The sequence below is a fragment of the Streptomyces sp. NPDC004752 genome (genome assembly GCF_053601275.1).
In genome coordinates, this window is the sequence record NZ_JBSGBN010000053.1 from 1 (window position 1) to 14815 (window position 14815).

The window sequence follows — 14815 nt, forward strand, 5'->3', positions numbered from 1 at the left end:
CCTGCCGCCGCAGCAACGCGGGCTCCCCGCCGCGCCGCAGCAGTTCCCGCACGGTCCGGCGTGGGTCGACGGCGCCGCGCCGGGCCGGGCGGCGGCGCGCGGACAACCGGGTCTGCCCGTGCGCCGTGAACGCGGCCAGCAGCCGGTTGAGCTGGGTGCGTTCGGCGGCGTCCAGCCCGCCGACGTCGCGGTGCCGCAGCACCTCGGCGGAGCTGGCGAGCGCCAGGGCCGGTGGCCCCGGCGGCTCGCTCCCGTCCGCCGCCCGGACGCCGGACGGGGCGTCCCGTACGGCGAGCCGGATCCGGGGCGGGGCCGCGGCACGGGCTGCGGGCGGGGCGCAGCCGCCGTCCGCCCCGAAGTACGCGGCGAACACCCGCTCGTAGCGATCCAGATCGTCCCGCCCGCCGCACAGTGTCGCCCGCCCCGCCGTGTGCACGTCCGCGCGCACCCCGGGGCGCAGGACGTCGACGGCGCGCAGGAAGGCGTACAGCCGTTCGGTGCTCGCGTCGATCCCCGCCGCCCGTAGCGCGCGCACGAAGCCGAGCAGCACCGCGTCGGGCCCGGCCGGCCCGTCCGCCCACCGTCCTTCGACCGCCGTGTGTCCGCCGTGCGTCATGCCGATCGCGCTCCCCGGGCCGCCAGCACCGCCGTGAGGTCGAGGCCCCGGGCCCGCTCCGTGTCCTCCCGGTACTTCAGCACCGAGCCCAGGGTGGCCACCGCCAGCTCCGCGTCGACCTCGCTCGCCCCGAGCGCGTCCAGGGCCTGCGCCCAGTCGATCGTCTCGGCCACGCCCGGCGGCTTGAGCAGGTCGGCGCCGCGCAGCGCCTGCACCAGGGCGGTCACCTGCTCGGCCAGCCGCTCGGTGACCTCGGGCAACCGGCGGCGCACGATGGCCAGTTCGCGGGCGAAGGAGGGATGATCGAACCAGTGGTACAGGCACCGCCGCTTCAGTGCGTCGTGCACCTCCCGGGTCCGGTTCGAGGTCAGCACGACGACCGGTGGCACCTCGGCGCGCAGGGTGCCCAGCTCCGGAATGGTCACCGAGTACTCGGACAGCAGCTCCAGCAGAAACGCCTCGAACTCGTCGTCGGCCCGGTCGATCTCGTCGACCAGGAGCACCGAGGGCCAGGTCTGCAACGCCCGCAGCAGCGGCCGGGCGATCAGGAACCGCCGGTCGTACAGCTCGCTCTCCAGCCGGTCGGCGTCGGTGACCCCGGCCGCCTCGGCGGCCCGCAGATGCAGCAGCTGACGCGGGAAGTCCCAGTCGTACAGGGCCTGCGCGGCGTCGATGCCCTCGTGGCACTGCAACCGGATCAGCGGGGCGCCCAGCGCCTCGGCGAGGGCGGCGGCGAGCGCGGTCTTGCCGACGCCCGCGTCGCCCTCGCAGAACAGCGGCCGATGCAGTCTCAGGGCCAGGAAGCAGGTGACGGCCAGCCCCTCGTCGACGAGATACCCCGTCTCCGCCAGGCGGGCCCGTACCTGCTCCGGGTCGTCCATCCGGGTGATCGACGCTCACCTCGCTCCGGTGGCGGCCAGGACCGCCCGCCGGGTCAGCACCCGCGCGAGGTGCGCCCGGTACTCGGGCGAGGCCGACAGGTCCTGGGCGGGCCGGGTGCCCTCGGCGGCCTGTTCGGCGGCCCGCGCGACGGCGTCCGGGCCGTCGGCGCCGGCCAGTGCGCGCTCGGCGGCCACCGCCCGCAGCGGGGTGCCGCCCATGTTGGTGAGCCCGATGCGGGCCTCGGCGATGCGCCTGTCGTCCCGGCGCACCAGGGCCGCCACGCCGACGATCGCATATGCCTGGGCCACCCGGTGGAACTTCTCGTAGTGGAAGTCCCAGCCGTCCGTCTTCGGCAGCCGCACCTCCACCAGCAGTTCGTCGGGGGCCAGCGCGGACTGGAGGTAGTCCACGAAGAAGTCGCCCGCCGCGATGGTGCGCCGCCCGTCCGGCCCGGCGACGACCAGCTCGCCGTCCAGCGCCAGCACCACCGCGGGCAGATCACCCGCCGGGTCGGCGTGCGCCAGCGCGCCGCCGAGGGTGCCCCGGTGCCGTACGGCCGGGTCGGCGACGGTCCGCGTCGCGGCGGCCAGCAGTCCAGCGTGCCGGCGGACCAGCGGGTCGTGGAGCACATCGTGGTGGGTGGTCAGCGCGCCGATGACGAGCGTGTCGCCGTCCTCGCGGACCCCGCGCAGCTCCGGGATCCGGCCGATGTCCACGACCAGTTCGGGGAAGGCCAGCCTGAGCCGCAGCAGCGGCAGCAGGCTCTGCCCGCCGGCCAGCACCTTCGCCTCGTCGCCCGCCTCGGCGAGCGCGCGCACCGCCTCGTCGACGCTCTCGGGACGGGTGTACTCGAACGCGGGGGGAATCATGCCGCGGTCTCCTTCCCGGCGGCGTCGGTGGCGTCGTCGTCGGCGGACCGGACGGCCCGCCACACCCGCTCCGGTGTGCAGGGCATCCGCACGTCCTGCACACCGAACGGCCTGAGTGCGTCCACGACCGCGTTGACCACGGCGGGCGTCGACGCGATGGTCCCCGCCTCGCCGACGCCCTTGACACCCATGGAGTTGGAGGTGGCCGGCGTCTCCGTCCGCGCGGTCACGAAGTCCGGCAGGTCCGCCGCCGACGGCACCAGGTAGTCCGTCATGGTGCCGGAGACCAGGTTGCCCTCGTCGTCGTAGACCGCCTCCTCGTACAGGGCCTGCGCGATGCCCTGCGCGAGCCCGCCGTGCACCTGCCCCTCGACGATCATCGGGTTGACGACCCGGCCGACGTCGTCGACGCAGACGTAGGACCGGATGCGGGTCGCGCCGGTCTCCGTGTCGACCTCGACCGCGCACAGATGGGTGCCGTGCGGATAGGAGAAGTTCTCCGGGTCGACCAGGTACTCGGCGTTGATGGTCGGCTCCATGCCGTCGGGCAGGTCGTGCGAGGAGAACGTCTCCAAGGCGATCTCCTGGATGGTTCTGCGTGCCTCCGGGGAGCCCTTCACACAGAACACACCGTCCGTGAAGTCCAGGTCCCGCTCGCTCGCCTCCAGCAGATGCGCGGCAACCTTCCGGGCCTTGTCCACCACCCTGGTCGCCGCCCGGTGGACGGCCTCGCCGCCGACCGCCAGCGACCGCGAGCCGTAGGTGTCCATGCCCTGCGGGGAGGACCGGGTGTCGCCGTGCACCACCTCGACGTCCTCGAACGGCACGCCGAGCACGTCGGCGGCGATCTGGCTCCAGCAGGTCTCGTGCCCCTGCCCGTGCGGGCTGGTGCCGGTGACCACCTCGACCTTGCCGGTGGGCAGCATGCGGATGCTCGCCGCCTCCCAGCCGCCGGCCCCGTATCTGAGGTCGCGCAGCACCCGGCTCGGGGCCAGCCCGCACATCTCGGTGAAGGTCGACACACCGATGCCTAGGCGTACGGTGTCGCCGCGCGCGTTGCGCTCGCGCTGCTCGGCGCGCAGCTCGTCGTAGCCGAACAGGGCGAGGGCCTTGTCCGTCGCGGCCTCGTAGTCGCCGCTGTCGTAGGTGAGCCCGGCGACGGTGGTGTACGGGAACTCCTCGTGCCGGATCCAGTTGCGGCGCCGCAACTCCACCGGGTCCAGGCCGAGTTCCGCGGCCAGCTCGTCCATGATCCGCTCGATGGCGAACGTCGCCTCCGGGCGCCCGGCGCCACGGTAGGCGTCGGTGGGGGTCCGGGTGGTGAAGACGCCCGTGCAGGTGAACTCGTAGGCGTCCATCTTGTAGATCGCGGGGTACATGAAGGCGCCGAGGATCGGGACGCCCGGGGTGACGAGCATCAGATACGCGCCCATGTCGGCGATCAGGTCCACCTTGAGGCCGAGCAGCCTGCCCTCCCGGGTCGCGGCCACCTCGACGTCCTGGATCATGCCGCGGCCGTGGTGGGTCGCCAGATAGCCTTCGGAACGGGACTCGGTCCACTTCACCGGGCGGCCGAGCCGTCGGGCGACGGCCACGGCGATGGCCTCCTCGCCGTACACCTGGAGCTTGGAGCCGAAGCCGCCGCCCACGTCCGGGGCGATCACGCGCAGCTTGTGCTCGGGCACGCCGGTGACGGTCGCCAGCATGATCCGCAGGATGTGCGGGATCTGCGTCGCCGAGTAGACCGTGTACTCGCCGGAGGCGGTGAGCGGGGTGACGACGACGGCGCGGGGCTCCATCGCGTTGGGGATCAGGCGCTGCTGGTGGTAGCGGCGCTTCAGGGTGACCTCGGCGCGCTCGCGGACCGCGGCGAAGTCCTCACCGGTCGCCAGCGGCCACACATAGCTGCGGTTGGTGCCCTTGTCGGCGTGGACCAGCGGGGCGTCGTCCGCCAGCGCGGCCTCCAGGTCGAGGACCGGCTCCAGCGGCTCGTAGTCGACCTCGATCGCCTCCAGTGCGTCGGCCGCCGCGTACCGGTCGCGGGCCACCACCACGGCGACCGGGTCACCGGCGTAGCGCACCTCGTCCAGCGCGATCGGCGGGTGGCCGGGCAGCACGATGTCCTCGGTCACCGGCCAGGCGCACGGCAGCGAGCCCAGCCCGTCGGCGAGGTCGGCGCCGCTGAACGCCGCGACCACACCGGGCCGGTCGAGCGCCGGGGAGACGTCGATGCGCCCGATGCGCGCGTGGGCCATCGGGCTGCGCAGCACGGCGAGGTGGAGCAGGCCGGTGACCTGGATGTTGTCGGTCCAGTTGGTCTGGCCGGTGATCAGCCGGGCGTCCTCCTTGCGCAGCCGGGAGCGGCCGATCTCGCGCGCTACGGCCTGATCCGTCATGCCGTGACCTCCTGAGTGCTCTGCTGCCCGGACCGAACGCTCTCCTGCCCGGAGGCGGCTAGCACCGCGCGGACGATGTTCTGGTAACCGGTGCAGCGGCACAGGTTGCCCTCCAGGGCGTGGCGCACCTCGTCCGGGCCGGGACGCGGGTTCTCGCGCAGCAGATCGCGCGCCGCCATGATCATGCCCGGGGTGCAGTAGCCGCACTGGAGCGCGTGCCGCTCGTGGAAGGCGCGCTGCAACGCCGTCAGCTGCCCGTCGCGGGCCAGGCCCTGCACGGTGGTCACCTCGGACCCGTCCGCCTGGACGGCCAGCACCGAGCAGCTCTTGACGGTCGCGCCGTCCAGGTCGACCGTGCAGGTCCCGCAGTTCGAGGTGTCGCAGCCGATCGGGGTGCCGGTCAGGCCGAGGCGGTCGCGCAGATAGTGGGCCAGGAGGAGACGGGGTTCCACGTCGTCCTCGTAGACCGTGCCGTCCACGTTCACCTTGATATGGGTCATATGCCCTCCAGACCGTGCGGGCGTGAGCGAGCGGTATCAGCGACGTGACGTGATGTACGTCACTGTAAGACCGAGGTGTGGCCGCGGCGAGTGCTGTGCGGGCGGCTCGTGCCGGGCGTTAATCCGTTGCGGCCAGGGCGCCGGTGCTGCTGCACTGCGCGGGACCAGTCGTCACACCGAGAGGACCCATGATGGGCGCTGCGTGCATGTCCCCCCAGGAAGGAACCCCACCCATGCCGAAGGACATCACGCTCAGTGCATCTGCTCAATCTTGGAATCCTCGCGCACGTAGACGCCGGTAAGACCAGCCTGACCGAGCGGCTGCTGCACTCCGTCGGAGTGATCGACGAGGTCGGCAGCGTCGACGCCGGCAGCACTCAGACGGACACGCTCGCCCTGGAGCGGCAGCGCGGCATCACGATCAAATCGGCCGTCGTCTCCTTCCCCCTCGACGGCGTGACCGTCAACCTCATCGACACACCCGGCCACCCGGACTTCATCGCCGAGGTGGAACGGGTCCTCGGCGTGCTCGACGGCGCCGTCCTGATCGTCTCGGCCGTCGAGGGGGTCCAGGCGCAGACCAGGGTGCTGATGCGGACCCTGCGGCGGCTGCGCATCCCGACGCTGATCTTCGTGAACAAGATCGACCGGCGCGGGGCGCGGGAGGCGGAGGTGCTGCGGGCGATGGCCCGCCGGCTCACCCCCGCGCTCGTGCCGATGGGCACCGCCACCGCGCTCGGCACCCGCGGCGCCCGCTTCGTCCCCCGGCTCGGCCCGGACGCGCTCGATGTCCTCGCCGACCGGGACGACGACCTGCTCGCCGCCTACGTGGCGGGCCCCGTCGCCCCCGGCGAGCTGCGCGCCGCCCTCGCCGCCCAGACCCGGCGGGCCCGCGTCCACCCGGTCTACTTCGGCTCGGCCGTCACCGGCGCCGGTGTGGCCGACCTGATCGGCGGCATCGAGGAACTGCTGGCCCCCGCCGCGGGCGACCCCGAGGGGCCACTGTCGGCGACGGTGTTCAAGGTCGACCGGGGCCCGTCGGGGGAGAAGATCGCCTACGCGCGGATCTTCTCCGGCACCCTGCGCACCCGCGACCGGATCCTGTTCGGGGACGGCCCGCAGGAGGGGAAGGTCACCGCGGTCAGCGTCTTCGACCGGGGCACCGACGCCCGGCAGGAGAGCGTCGGCGCGGGCCGGATCGGCAAGCTGTGGGGCCTCGGCGGCATCAGGATCGGGGACGCGATCCAGGGGGCCGCGGGCGCGGCCGGGTGCGGGGGAGTGCCGCGTTCGGCGTACGAGCGTCACTTCGCCCCGCCCACCCTGGAGACCGTCGTCGTCCCGGGCCCGCACACGGACCGGCGGGCGCTGCATGTCGCGCTCACCCAGCTCGCCGAGCAGGACCCGCTGATCGGCGTGCGCCATGACGAGGCGCGGCAGGAGACCTCCGTCTCCCTGTACGGCGAGGTGCAGAAGGAGGTCGTCCAGGCGACCCTCGCCGACGAGTACGGCCTCGACGTCACCTTCCGGGAGACCACGGTCATCTGCGTCGAGCGTCCGGTGGGCGGCGGAGCGGCCGTCGAGTTCAACACGCGGGACGGGAACCCGTTCCTGGCGACTGTCGGCCTCCGTGTCGACGCCGCCCCGGTCGGCTCGGGCGTGGACTTCCGGCTGGCGGTGGAGCTGGGCTCGATGCCGTACGCCTTCTTCAAGGCCGTCGAGGACACCGTGCGCGAGACGCTCGGGCAGGGGCTGCACGGCTGGCAGGTCACCGACTGTGCGGTGACCATGACCCACTCCGGATACTCGCCCCGGCAGAGCCACGCCCACCAGGGCTTCGACAAGAGCATGTCGAGCACCGGTGCCGACTTCCGCGGGCTCACCCCGCTCGTACTGATCGAGGCGCTGCGGCGGGCCGGCACCCGGGTGTACGAACCGATGCACCGCTTCCGCATCGAGGCCCCGGCGGACACCCTGGGCGCCCTCCTGCCGGTGCTCGCGCGGCTGGCGGCGGTGCCGCGGAGCACCGGGACGAACGGCTCCGAGTGCGTGCTGGAGGGCGCGATGCCCGCCGCCCGGGTGCACGGTCTCGAACAGCGGCTGCCCGGACTGACCCGCGGCGAGGGCGAGTTGGAGACCGCCTTCGACCACTACGCCCCGGTCACCCGCGGCCCGGTCCCCGAACGCCCACGCACCGACCACAACCCGCTGAACCGAAAGGAGTACCTGCTGAACGCCACCAACCGCCTGGGCGGCTGAGCCCGGACGATCGCGCCCCCTCGGCCGCCGCCGACCATGCCGCCCCGGGCCCGGCCGATTGCGGCCCGCGCCGGGAAGGTCCAGGTCAGCCGAGAACTGACCTGGACCCTCGCGGCACTTTTCGCTAATCGTCCCATGCCTGGATCATGATCTGTTCGGCGATCTTGCCCTCGCGCAGCGTGATCATGGACTCGGCGAGAACACGGACACCGTCCGCGTACTCGCAGGACTCGCTGTAGGCGGCGTGGTCGCCCTGCACGACGCACTGCTCCAGCCTGTGCGTCATATCGCGGCTGTAGATGTCGTCGAGCATCTCCGCTATCTGCGGCCGGCCGCGCAGGACCTTGGGGTGACTGGGCTGGGTGTCGTGGTCGACGATGCGGATCTCCGCGTCGTCCGCGTACAGCGACAGAAGGTTGTTCCCGGTGTTCCCCTCTATGCCCCGGCGCAGGGTCTCGGCGGTGAAGGCGGAGCCGGTCCCGGTGCCCATGGTGACCTCCTTCGAGGAGCCGTGGCCCGGCGAGGAGCCGGCCGGGCGGGCCCCACCTTCGAGCGTCCTCCGCCCAGGCTGCCCCGGCAAGCCCGGTCGGGGCGCTGCGCCTCACGGGTGAGCGGAGCCGGGCGCCCGTGTCCGCCGGGGACCGGGTGCCGTTGCTGAGGACATGATCTCAACACGACGTATCGTCGCCGCCGTCGGTCTCGCTGCGGGTGTCACGGGCCTCGCCGCGCCGCTGGCGCACGCCGCCCCCGCGAGTGCCCAGGACACCGGGAAGATCAGCCCGATGGCGACGCTCGACTCGTTCGCCGTGAGCGACATCCCCGCGCAGCACCGGGGCGAGATCCCGCGGGTCTCCGAACAGTTGCAGGGACTGAACCGGCTGCACGACCTCGGGCAGCTGCACCAGCTCACCGACCAGGCGGCCCCCGTGACCGGGCTGCTGCCCGCCGTCGAGTACTGAGCACCGCGCCCGTGTCCACCGACCGAGGGCCGTCCGGAAACGGGCGGCCTCGCGCATGTCCGGGACCATCCGGGACCATGGGAACGGGCGGCCGGATGGCATACCCCAGAGGGTATACAGGGAGTGGAGGGGTGGTCGTGGAGCTGCGGTTCGAGGGTGACGAGCTGTCATCGGTGCTCAACCGGTTGCGCAGGGCGCAGGGGCAGATATCGGGCGTGGTCAGGATGATCGAGGAGGGCCGTGACTACGAGGACGTGGTCACCCAGCTCGCCGCGGCCTCCCGCGCCCTCGACCGGGCCGGTTTCGCGATCATCGCGACCGGGCTCCAGCAGTGCCTCAACGGCGAGCAGGACGGGGCCGACGGCGCAACGACCGAACAGATGAGGGCCCGGCTGGAGAAGCTGTTCCTGTCGCTGGCCTAGCCGCCCATGACCGTAGCCGCCCATGACCGTAGCCACCTATGACCGTAGACGCTCACGACCGGCTCGTCCGGTCGGCGTACGACCCGCTCGCACCGTCGTCGTACGATACGTCCGGCCGGAAAGATCCGCGGCTGTCGTGGTGCTCCGTGCCGCTGCCGATCGGTCACGCATAGGGTCACAGGACAGTCAATTCGACGGAAAGGGCCAGGCCATGGCGCAGGAAGTACGCGGCGTGATCGCACCGGGGAAGGACCAGCCGGTGCGGGTCGAGACGATCGTGGTGCCGGACCCGGGTCCGGGGGAGGCGGTCGTACGCGTCCAGGCTTGCGGCGTCTGCCACACGGATCTGCACTACAAGCAGGGCGGCATCTCCGATGACTTCCCCTTCCTGCTCGGCCACGAGGCCGCCGGTGTCGTGGAGTCGGTCGGCGAGGGCGTCACCGACGTCGCCCCCGGCGACTTCGTGATCCTCAACTGGCGTGCCGTGTGCGGCAACTGCCGGGCCTGTCTGCGCGGCCGCCCCTGGTACTGCTTCGACACGCACAACGCGCGGCAGAAGATGACCCTGACCGACGGCGCCGAACTCGCCCCGGCCCTCGGCATCGGCGCCTTCGCCGAGAAGACCCTGGTCGCCGCCGGGCAGTGCACCAAGGTCGACCCGGCCGTCTCCCCGGCCGTGGCCGGCCTGCTGGGCTGCGGCGTGATGGCCGGCATCGGCGCCGCGATCAACACCGGCAACGTCGGCCGCGGCGACTCCGTGGCCGTGATCGGCTGCGGCGGCGTAGGCGACGCGGCCATCGCCGGGTCCCGGCTGGCGGGCGCGGCGAAGATCATCGCCGTGGACATCGACGACCGTAAGCTGGCCAAGGCCCGCGCCCTGGGCGCCACCCACACCGTCAACTCCCGCGAGACCGATGCGGTCGAGGCGATCCGCGAGCTGACCGGCGGCTTCGGTGCCGACGTCGTGATCGAGGCGGTCGGCCGCCCGGAGACCTATCGGCAGGCGTTCTACGCCCGCGACCTGGCCGGCACGGTCGTCCTCGTCGGCGTGCCCACCCCGGAGATGAAGCTCGAACTGCCGCTCCTGGACGTCTTCGGCCGCGGTGGCGCGCTCAAGTCCTCCTGGTACGGCGACTGCCTGCCCTCCCGGGACTTCCCCATGCTCATCGATCTGCACGTGCAGGGGCGCCTGGACCTGGCGGCGTTCGTGACCGAGACCATCCAACTCGACGAGGTGGAGAAGGCGTTCGAGCGGATGCACGGCGGCGACGTGCTGCGCTCGGTGGTGGTGCTGTGATGGCCGCGCGCATCGAACGCCTCGTCACCTCGGGCCAGTTCACCCTTGACGGCGGCACCTGGGACGTCGACAACAATGTGTGGATCGTCGGTGACGACGAGGAGGTCATCGTCATCGACGCCGCGCACGACGCCCGCGCCATCGCCGAGGCGGTCGGCGACCGGCGGCTGACCGCCATCGTGTGCACCCACGCCCACAACGACCACATCGACGCCGCCCCCGCGCTCGCCGACCTCACCGGCGCCACCATCTGGCTGCACCCCGACGACCTGCCGCTGTGGAGGCTGACCCATCCCGACCGGGACCCGGACGAGCACCTGGTCGACGGCCAGGTGCTGGAGGGCGCCGGCGCCGATCTGACCGTGCTGCACACCCCCGGCCACGCGCCGGGTGCCGTCTGCCTCTACGATCCCGGCCTCGCCACCGTCTTCACCGGCGACACCCTCTTCCAGGGCGGCCCGGGCGCCACCGGGCGGTCCTACTCCCACTTCCCGACGATCATCACCTCGATCCGTGACCGCCTCCTCACCCTCCCGCCCGAGACGACGGTGCTCACCGGCCACGGCGACGCCACCACCATCGGCGCCGAGGCCCCGCACCTCCAGGAGTGGATCGCCCGCGGCCACTGAGCCGGAGAACCCCGAGAACCCGGCGAACCCCGGAAAACCACGGGAGATCGGGTGGCGGCGACCGTACGATCAGCTGCCATGACCTCGAACACGCTCCTGACCCTGCGGGACGTACGCGTCCTGAGCTGCGCCTCCGACGGTCCGCTCCTCGACGGCGAGAGCGCGGCGCTTGATCTGATCGGCGACGCGCTCGGCAGGGAGGCGCAGTTGGTCGCGGTTCCCGTGGAGCGGATCGCGGACGAGTTCTTCCGGCTGCGCTCCGGCGTCGCGGGCGCCGTCGTCCAGAAGTTCGCCACCTACCGGTTGCGCCTCGCCGTCGTCGGCGACATCTCCCGGCACCTCGCCGGGAGTACGGCGCTGCGGGACTTCGTGTACGAGTCGAACCAGGGCCACCAACTGTGGTTCCTGGCCGACTCCGGCGAACTCGACGACAGGCTGCGCCGGTAGGGCCGACGGGCCGCACGGGTCGGTACGACGGGCCGCGTCGGTAAAGGTGACAGAGGATGTCCGGGATTCCCGGGAGGCTGAACGGCGACACCGTCGTACGGACACGGGAGGCCGGACATGTCAGGACCGCTGGAGGGCAAGGTCGCGCTGGTGGCGGGGGCGACCCGGGGCGCGGGCCGCGGGATCGCGGTGGAACTCGGGGCGGCGGGCGCCACCGTCTACGCCACCGGTCGCAGCACCCGCGCCCGCCGTTCGGAATACGACCGCCCCGAGACCGTCGAGGACACCGCCGACCTGGTCACCGCGGCCGGCGGCCGGGGCATCGCGGTGCCCGTCGACCACCTCGACCGGGACGCCGTCCGCGCCCTGGTGGACCGCATCGCCGACGAACAGGGCCGGCTCGACGTCCTGGTGAACGACATCTGGGGCGGCGAGCACCTGTTCGCCTGGGACAGCCCGGTCTGGGAGCACGACCTCGACCAGGGGCTGCGGCTACTCCGGCTCGCCGTGGAGACCCATGCCATCACCAGCCACTTCGCCCTGCCGCTGCTGCTGCGCCACCCCGGCGGTCTTGCCGTCGAGGTCACCGACGGCACCGCGGACTACAACCGCGACACCTACCGGGTCTCCTTCTTCTACGACCTGGCCAAGGCGTCCGTGCTGCGGATGGGCTTCGCACTCGGCCACGAACTGGGCCCGCGCGGCGCCACCGCCGTCGCCCTGACCCCCGGCTGGATGCGCTCGGAGATCATGCTCGACCAGTTCGGCGTCCGCGAGGACACCTGGCGCGACGCCCTGGAGCAGGTGCCCCACTTCGCCATCTCGGAGACCCCGCGCTACGTCGGCCGTGCCGTCGCGGCACTGGCCGCCGACCCCGACGCGGCCCGCTGGAACGGGCAGTCCCTGTCCAGCGGCGGGCTCGCCCAGGAGTACGGGTTCACGGACCTGGACGGCAGCCGCCCCGACGCCTGGCGGTACCTCGTCGAGGTGCAGGATGCGGGAAAACCCGCGGATGTCACCGGCTACCGATGAGCTACAGGCGGGGCAGCGGCCAGGCCGCCGAGTGGCCGGGAGGCAGCGCCAGGTCCTCCCGTACGGCCGCGTAGTAGCCCTCGCGGCCGGCCCGTTGCCGCTCCAGCAGCACCTGCCAGGCCGCGGCGTCGCACCGCCCGTCCCGGACGAACCGCTCCATCGCCATCGCGACCACGACCCAGGCACGGGCCTGCTCCACCACCGCCGGACTGCCCAGCAGAAGCAGCGCCTCACCGGACGGGTCCCGGGCGGCGGATGCCTCGGTCAGCAGCGGCTCAGCCTCCTGGGGAGTCAGGGGATGCGGGTGCGGATCGTTGCCGAAGTGCGCGGCGAGGCGGTAGGTGAGGGTGACCGACTGCTTGACCGTCCGCGCGTAGTCGGCGTACACCGCGAACCGCCGCTCTTCCCACCGTGCCGCCTGCTCGCGCCGGAACCGGGCCCGGTCGCTGCGGACGACCGCCAGATACGAACCGAGGGCACCGATCATGACGCCCACCAGGGCGGGGAGTTGCTGGAGGAACGCGGACATGCCCGCACGCTATCCGGCCCGGCGGTCCGGCGGCTCGGCGGTCCGGCGAACCCGTGCCGGGATCTGTCGCACTGATCGTCGCGGCCGTACGGTCGTTGCCATGACCGAACCCGAACGCTTCGCAGGACACGGAGTTCTCGTCACAGGCGCCGCCCGCGACATCGGCGCAGCTGTCGCCCGCCGGCCAGTCGCAATGCCGTTGGCAAGGGCTTTGACGGTGAGACGACTCCTCCGGGGGTGGTGTCGGTGGGGTCGTCTCTGGCAGATTTGGCCGGTATCGGGGTGCTGACACGTACTTTCCCTCCGGGCCGCCCTCCCGCAGCCGGCTGCCTCCGGCCGGGGCGCGATCGTCCTCATCGGCTCCGTCAACGGCTGCCAGGACTTCGGCAACCACGCCTACAGCGCCGCCAAGGCCGGACTCGAATCGCTGAACCGTACCCTCGCCGGGCACGCGGCCCCGCGCGGGGTCCGGGTCAATCCGGTGGCGCCCGGCACGGTGCGCACCTCGGCCTGGCAGGGGCGGGACGCCGAACTCGACGCCGTCCGCGGGCTGTACCCGCTCGGCCGGGTCGGCGAACCCGAGGACATCGCCGCCACCGTCGCCTTCCTCGCCTCCCGCGACGCCGCCTGGATCACCGGCACCTCGCTCCGCGTCGACGGCGGACTCACCGCGGTCCACACCGGATTCCACGCGGCCCTGGACGCCGCGGGCGGCTGAGCGGCGCGCGCTCCCGCAGCGGAACTTCACCATTCGGTCACAGCTCGATCCGTCCTACAACCTAAGCCGTCGCACGCATGTCTAGGTTTCCGGGACCGCGGGAGCCGCGGACACGGCAGCAGGGGGAGGGCCCGACATGGGGCACATAGGCAGGCGGGGCGCCGTCGCGCTCGGCATCACGGGGCTGGTGGCACCGCTCACGCTCGCGCTCGGCGCGGCACCGGCGCAGGCCGCGAGCTGCACCACACAGACCGGGCCGTACCAGAAGCAGGTGGAGAAGTTCCTCGGCCGTCCGGTCGACGGAAAGCAGTCCGCCGCCGACTGCAAGGCCGTCCGGGCCTTCCAGAACAAGCACGGCATCACGCCCAACATCGGCTACGCGGGCCCGGTGACCTGGGGCGTGATGGACCTGATGAACAAGCAGAAGGCCGTCGGGAACAACCCGAACAAGGCCGGCAAGTGCCCGGTGAACAAGGGCCGGATCGCCTGTGTCAACCTGACGCTCCAGCTGAGCTGGATCCAGGACGGCAAGAAGCTGGTGTACGGGCCGGTCCCGGTGCGCACCGGTCGCAACGGCTACGAGACCCGCACCGGTCTGAAGAAGATCTACTGGCGGCACATCGACCATGTCTCGTCCCTCTACAACGTGCCGATGCCCTACAGCCAGTTCTTCGACGGCGGCCAGGCGTTCCACTCGGTCGGCGTCAGCATGTGGAACCCGCCGGGCTCGCACGGCTGCGTCAACATGACCAAGAAGGACGCCAAGAAGTACTGGTCGCTGCTGAAGAAGGGCGACGACGTCTTCGTGTACGGCCGCAAGCCGGGCACCTGACGGGACTCGGCTCCGGCGTTCGGCTCCAGCGGTTCGCTGCCGTCCTGGGGCCGGGCGCCGCCGAGGGGTGAACTCCCCTGTGATCACGGATGGATTGACGTGATGAGTAACACGGTCCGATATGTCCCATATCGATGGTACTTATTCACCTCGTCTTCACGCCGATCGGCATATGCTCACACCATGTCCACCACAGTTGAAGTCGCCTCCGAGCGCTCGGCCGCGGAGGTCAACGAGGAGATCCGGGCCCTGTGGCTGCGGTCGGGCGGGACACTGAGCGTCGAGCAGCGCGAGGAGTACCGGCGGCTCGTCCTGGAGTGGGCCGCCGCGGCCCCGCAGTCGCCGAAGGCGGCCTGAGCGCCGCGCTCAGCGGACCTCCCGCGGCCCGAGCGGCGCCGACCCGAGCGGCGCCCGCTCCCACCAGACCACCT

At 72.2% G+C, this 14815-nt stretch carries 15 protein-coding genes and 2 pseudogenes; 10 read left to right on the plus strand and 7 right to left on the minus strand.

Annotated features, from left to right (window positions below; translation table 11 throughout):
* The 5 genes and pseudogenes from ACWEKM_RS22365 to ACWEKM_RS22385 all read right to left on the minus strand — a co-directional run.
* Positions 1-616 (minus strand): annotated as a pseudogene (locus ACWEKM_RS22365) (hypothetical protein); the annotation flags it as partial.
* The gene (locus ACWEKM_RS22370) at positions 613-1497 is read right to left on the minus strand and encodes an AAA family ATPase (protein WP_451622945.1); all 885 of its coding nucleotides are present in this window, start codon (positions 1495-1497) and stop codon (positions 613-615) included. The gene ACWEKM_RS22370 and the pseudogene ACWEKM_RS22365, both read right to left, overlap by 4 nt.
* A gap of 15 nt (positions 1498-1512) precedes the next feature.
* On the minus strand, positions 1513-2367 hold the full coding sequence (locus tag ACWEKM_RS22375) for an FAD binding domain-containing protein (protein WP_451622946.1): 855 nt from the start codon (positions 2365-2367) through the stop codon (positions 1513-1515).
* Positions 2364-4763, minus strand: a complete 2400-nt coding sequence (locus ACWEKM_RS22380; protein ID WP_451622947.1) for a xanthine dehydrogenase family protein molybdopterin-binding subunit — start codon at positions 4761-4763, stop codon at positions 2364-2366. The genes ACWEKM_RS22375 and ACWEKM_RS22380 overlap by 4 nt, the downstream gene beginning before the upstream one ends.
* The gene (locus ACWEKM_RS22385) at positions 4760-5263 is read right to left on the minus strand and encodes a (2Fe-2S)-binding protein (RefSeq protein WP_451622948.1); all 504 of its coding nucleotides are present in this window, start codon (positions 5261-5263) and stop codon (positions 4760-4762) included. The genes ACWEKM_RS22380 and ACWEKM_RS22385 overlap by 4 nt, the downstream gene beginning before the upstream one ends.
* Before the next feature lie 255 nt (positions 5264-5518).
* Here ACWEKM_RS22385 and ACWEKM_RS22390 point away from each other — a divergent pair, with 255 nt between their 5' ends.
* On the plus strand, positions 5519-7519 hold the full coding sequence (locus ACWEKM_RS22390; protein ID WP_451622949.1) for a GTP-binding protein: 2001 nt from the start codon (positions 5519-5521) through the stop codon (positions 7517-7519).
* Positions 7520-7643: 124 nt separating this feature from the next.
* On the opposite strand, the gene ACWEKM_RS22395 is transcribed toward ACWEKM_RS22390, so the two are convergent.
* Positions 7644-8009 carry a nuclear transport factor 2 family protein gene (locus tag ACWEKM_RS22395; RefSeq protein ID WP_451622950.1) on the minus strand — a complete coding sequence of 122 codons (366 nt, stop codon included), beginning with the start codon at positions 8007-8009 and terminating at the stop codon, positions 7644-7646.
* A gap of 172 nt (positions 8010-8181) precedes the next feature.
* Between ACWEKM_RS22395 and ACWEKM_RS22400 the strand changes: the two genes are divergently transcribed.
* The 6 genes from ACWEKM_RS22400 (at position 8182) to ACWEKM_RS22425 (ending at position 12305) form a co-directional block, all read left to right on the plus strand.
* Complete coding sequence (locus ACWEKM_RS22400) at positions 8182-8478, plus strand: hypothetical protein (protein ID WP_451622951.1); 297 nt, start codon at positions 8182-8184, stop codon at positions 8476-8478.
* Positions 8479-8615: 137 nt separating this feature from the next.
* Positions 8616-8900 carry a metal-sensitive transcriptional regulator gene (locus tag ACWEKM_RS22405; RefSeq protein WP_451622999.1) on the plus strand — a complete coding sequence of 95 codons (285 nt, stop codon included), beginning with the start codon at positions 8616-8618 and terminating at the stop codon, positions 8898-8900.
* Between the two features lie 211 nt (positions 8901-9111).
* A complete protein-coding gene (locus ACWEKM_RS22410) occupies positions 9112-10197 on the plus strand; it encodes an S-(hydroxymethyl)mycothiol dehydrogenase (RefSeq protein WP_451622952.1) in 1086 nt (361 codons plus the stop codon).
* On the plus strand, positions 10197-10826 hold the full coding sequence (locus ACWEKM_RS22415; protein WP_451622953.1) for an MBL fold metallo-hydrolase: 630 nt from the start codon (positions 10197-10199) through the stop codon (positions 10824-10826). The genes ACWEKM_RS22410 and ACWEKM_RS22415 overlap by 1 nt, the downstream gene beginning before the upstream one ends.
* Positions 10827-10904: 78 nt before the next feature.
* On the plus strand, positions 10905-11273 hold the full coding sequence (locus ACWEKM_RS22420) for a DUF4180 domain-containing protein (RefSeq protein WP_451622954.1): 369 nt from the start codon (positions 10905-10907) through the stop codon (positions 11271-11273).
* A 117-nt stretch (positions 11274-11390) separates the two neighbouring features.
* Positions 11391-12305, plus strand: coding sequence for an SDR family oxidoreductase (locus ACWEKM_RS22425; protein ID WP_451622955.1), 915 nt, complete (start codon positions 11391-11393; stop codon positions 12303-12305).
* 1 nt (position 12306) lies between these two features.
* Here ACWEKM_RS22425 and ACWEKM_RS22430 read toward each other — a convergent pair whose 3' ends face one another.
* Positions 12307-12834 carry a hypothetical protein gene (locus ACWEKM_RS22430; protein ID WP_451622956.1) on the minus strand — a complete coding sequence of 176 codons (528 nt, stop codon included), beginning with the start codon at positions 12832-12834 and terminating at the stop codon, positions 12307-12309.
* A 304-nt stretch (positions 12835-13138) separates the two neighbouring features.
* Here ACWEKM_RS22430 and ACWEKM_RS22435 point away from each other — a divergent pair.
* The 3 genes and pseudogenes from ACWEKM_RS22435 to ACWEKM_RS22445 form a co-directional block, all read left to right on the plus strand.
* Positions 13139-13552: pseudogene (locus tag ACWEKM_RS22435) on the plus strand (SDR family NAD(P)-dependent oxidoreductase); the annotation flags it as partial.
* Positions 13553-13688: 136 nt separating this feature from the next.
* Complete coding sequence (locus ACWEKM_RS22440; RefSeq protein WP_451622957.1) at positions 13689-14384, plus strand: L,D-transpeptidase family protein; 696 nt, start codon at positions 13689-13691, stop codon at positions 14382-14384.
* 183 nt (positions 14385-14567) lie between these two features.
* Positions 14568-14741, plus strand: coding sequence for a hypothetical protein (locus tag ACWEKM_RS22445; RefSeq protein ID WP_451622958.1), 174 nt, complete (start codon positions 14568-14570; stop codon positions 14739-14741).
* Positions 14742-14815 lie beyond the last annotated feature (74 nt).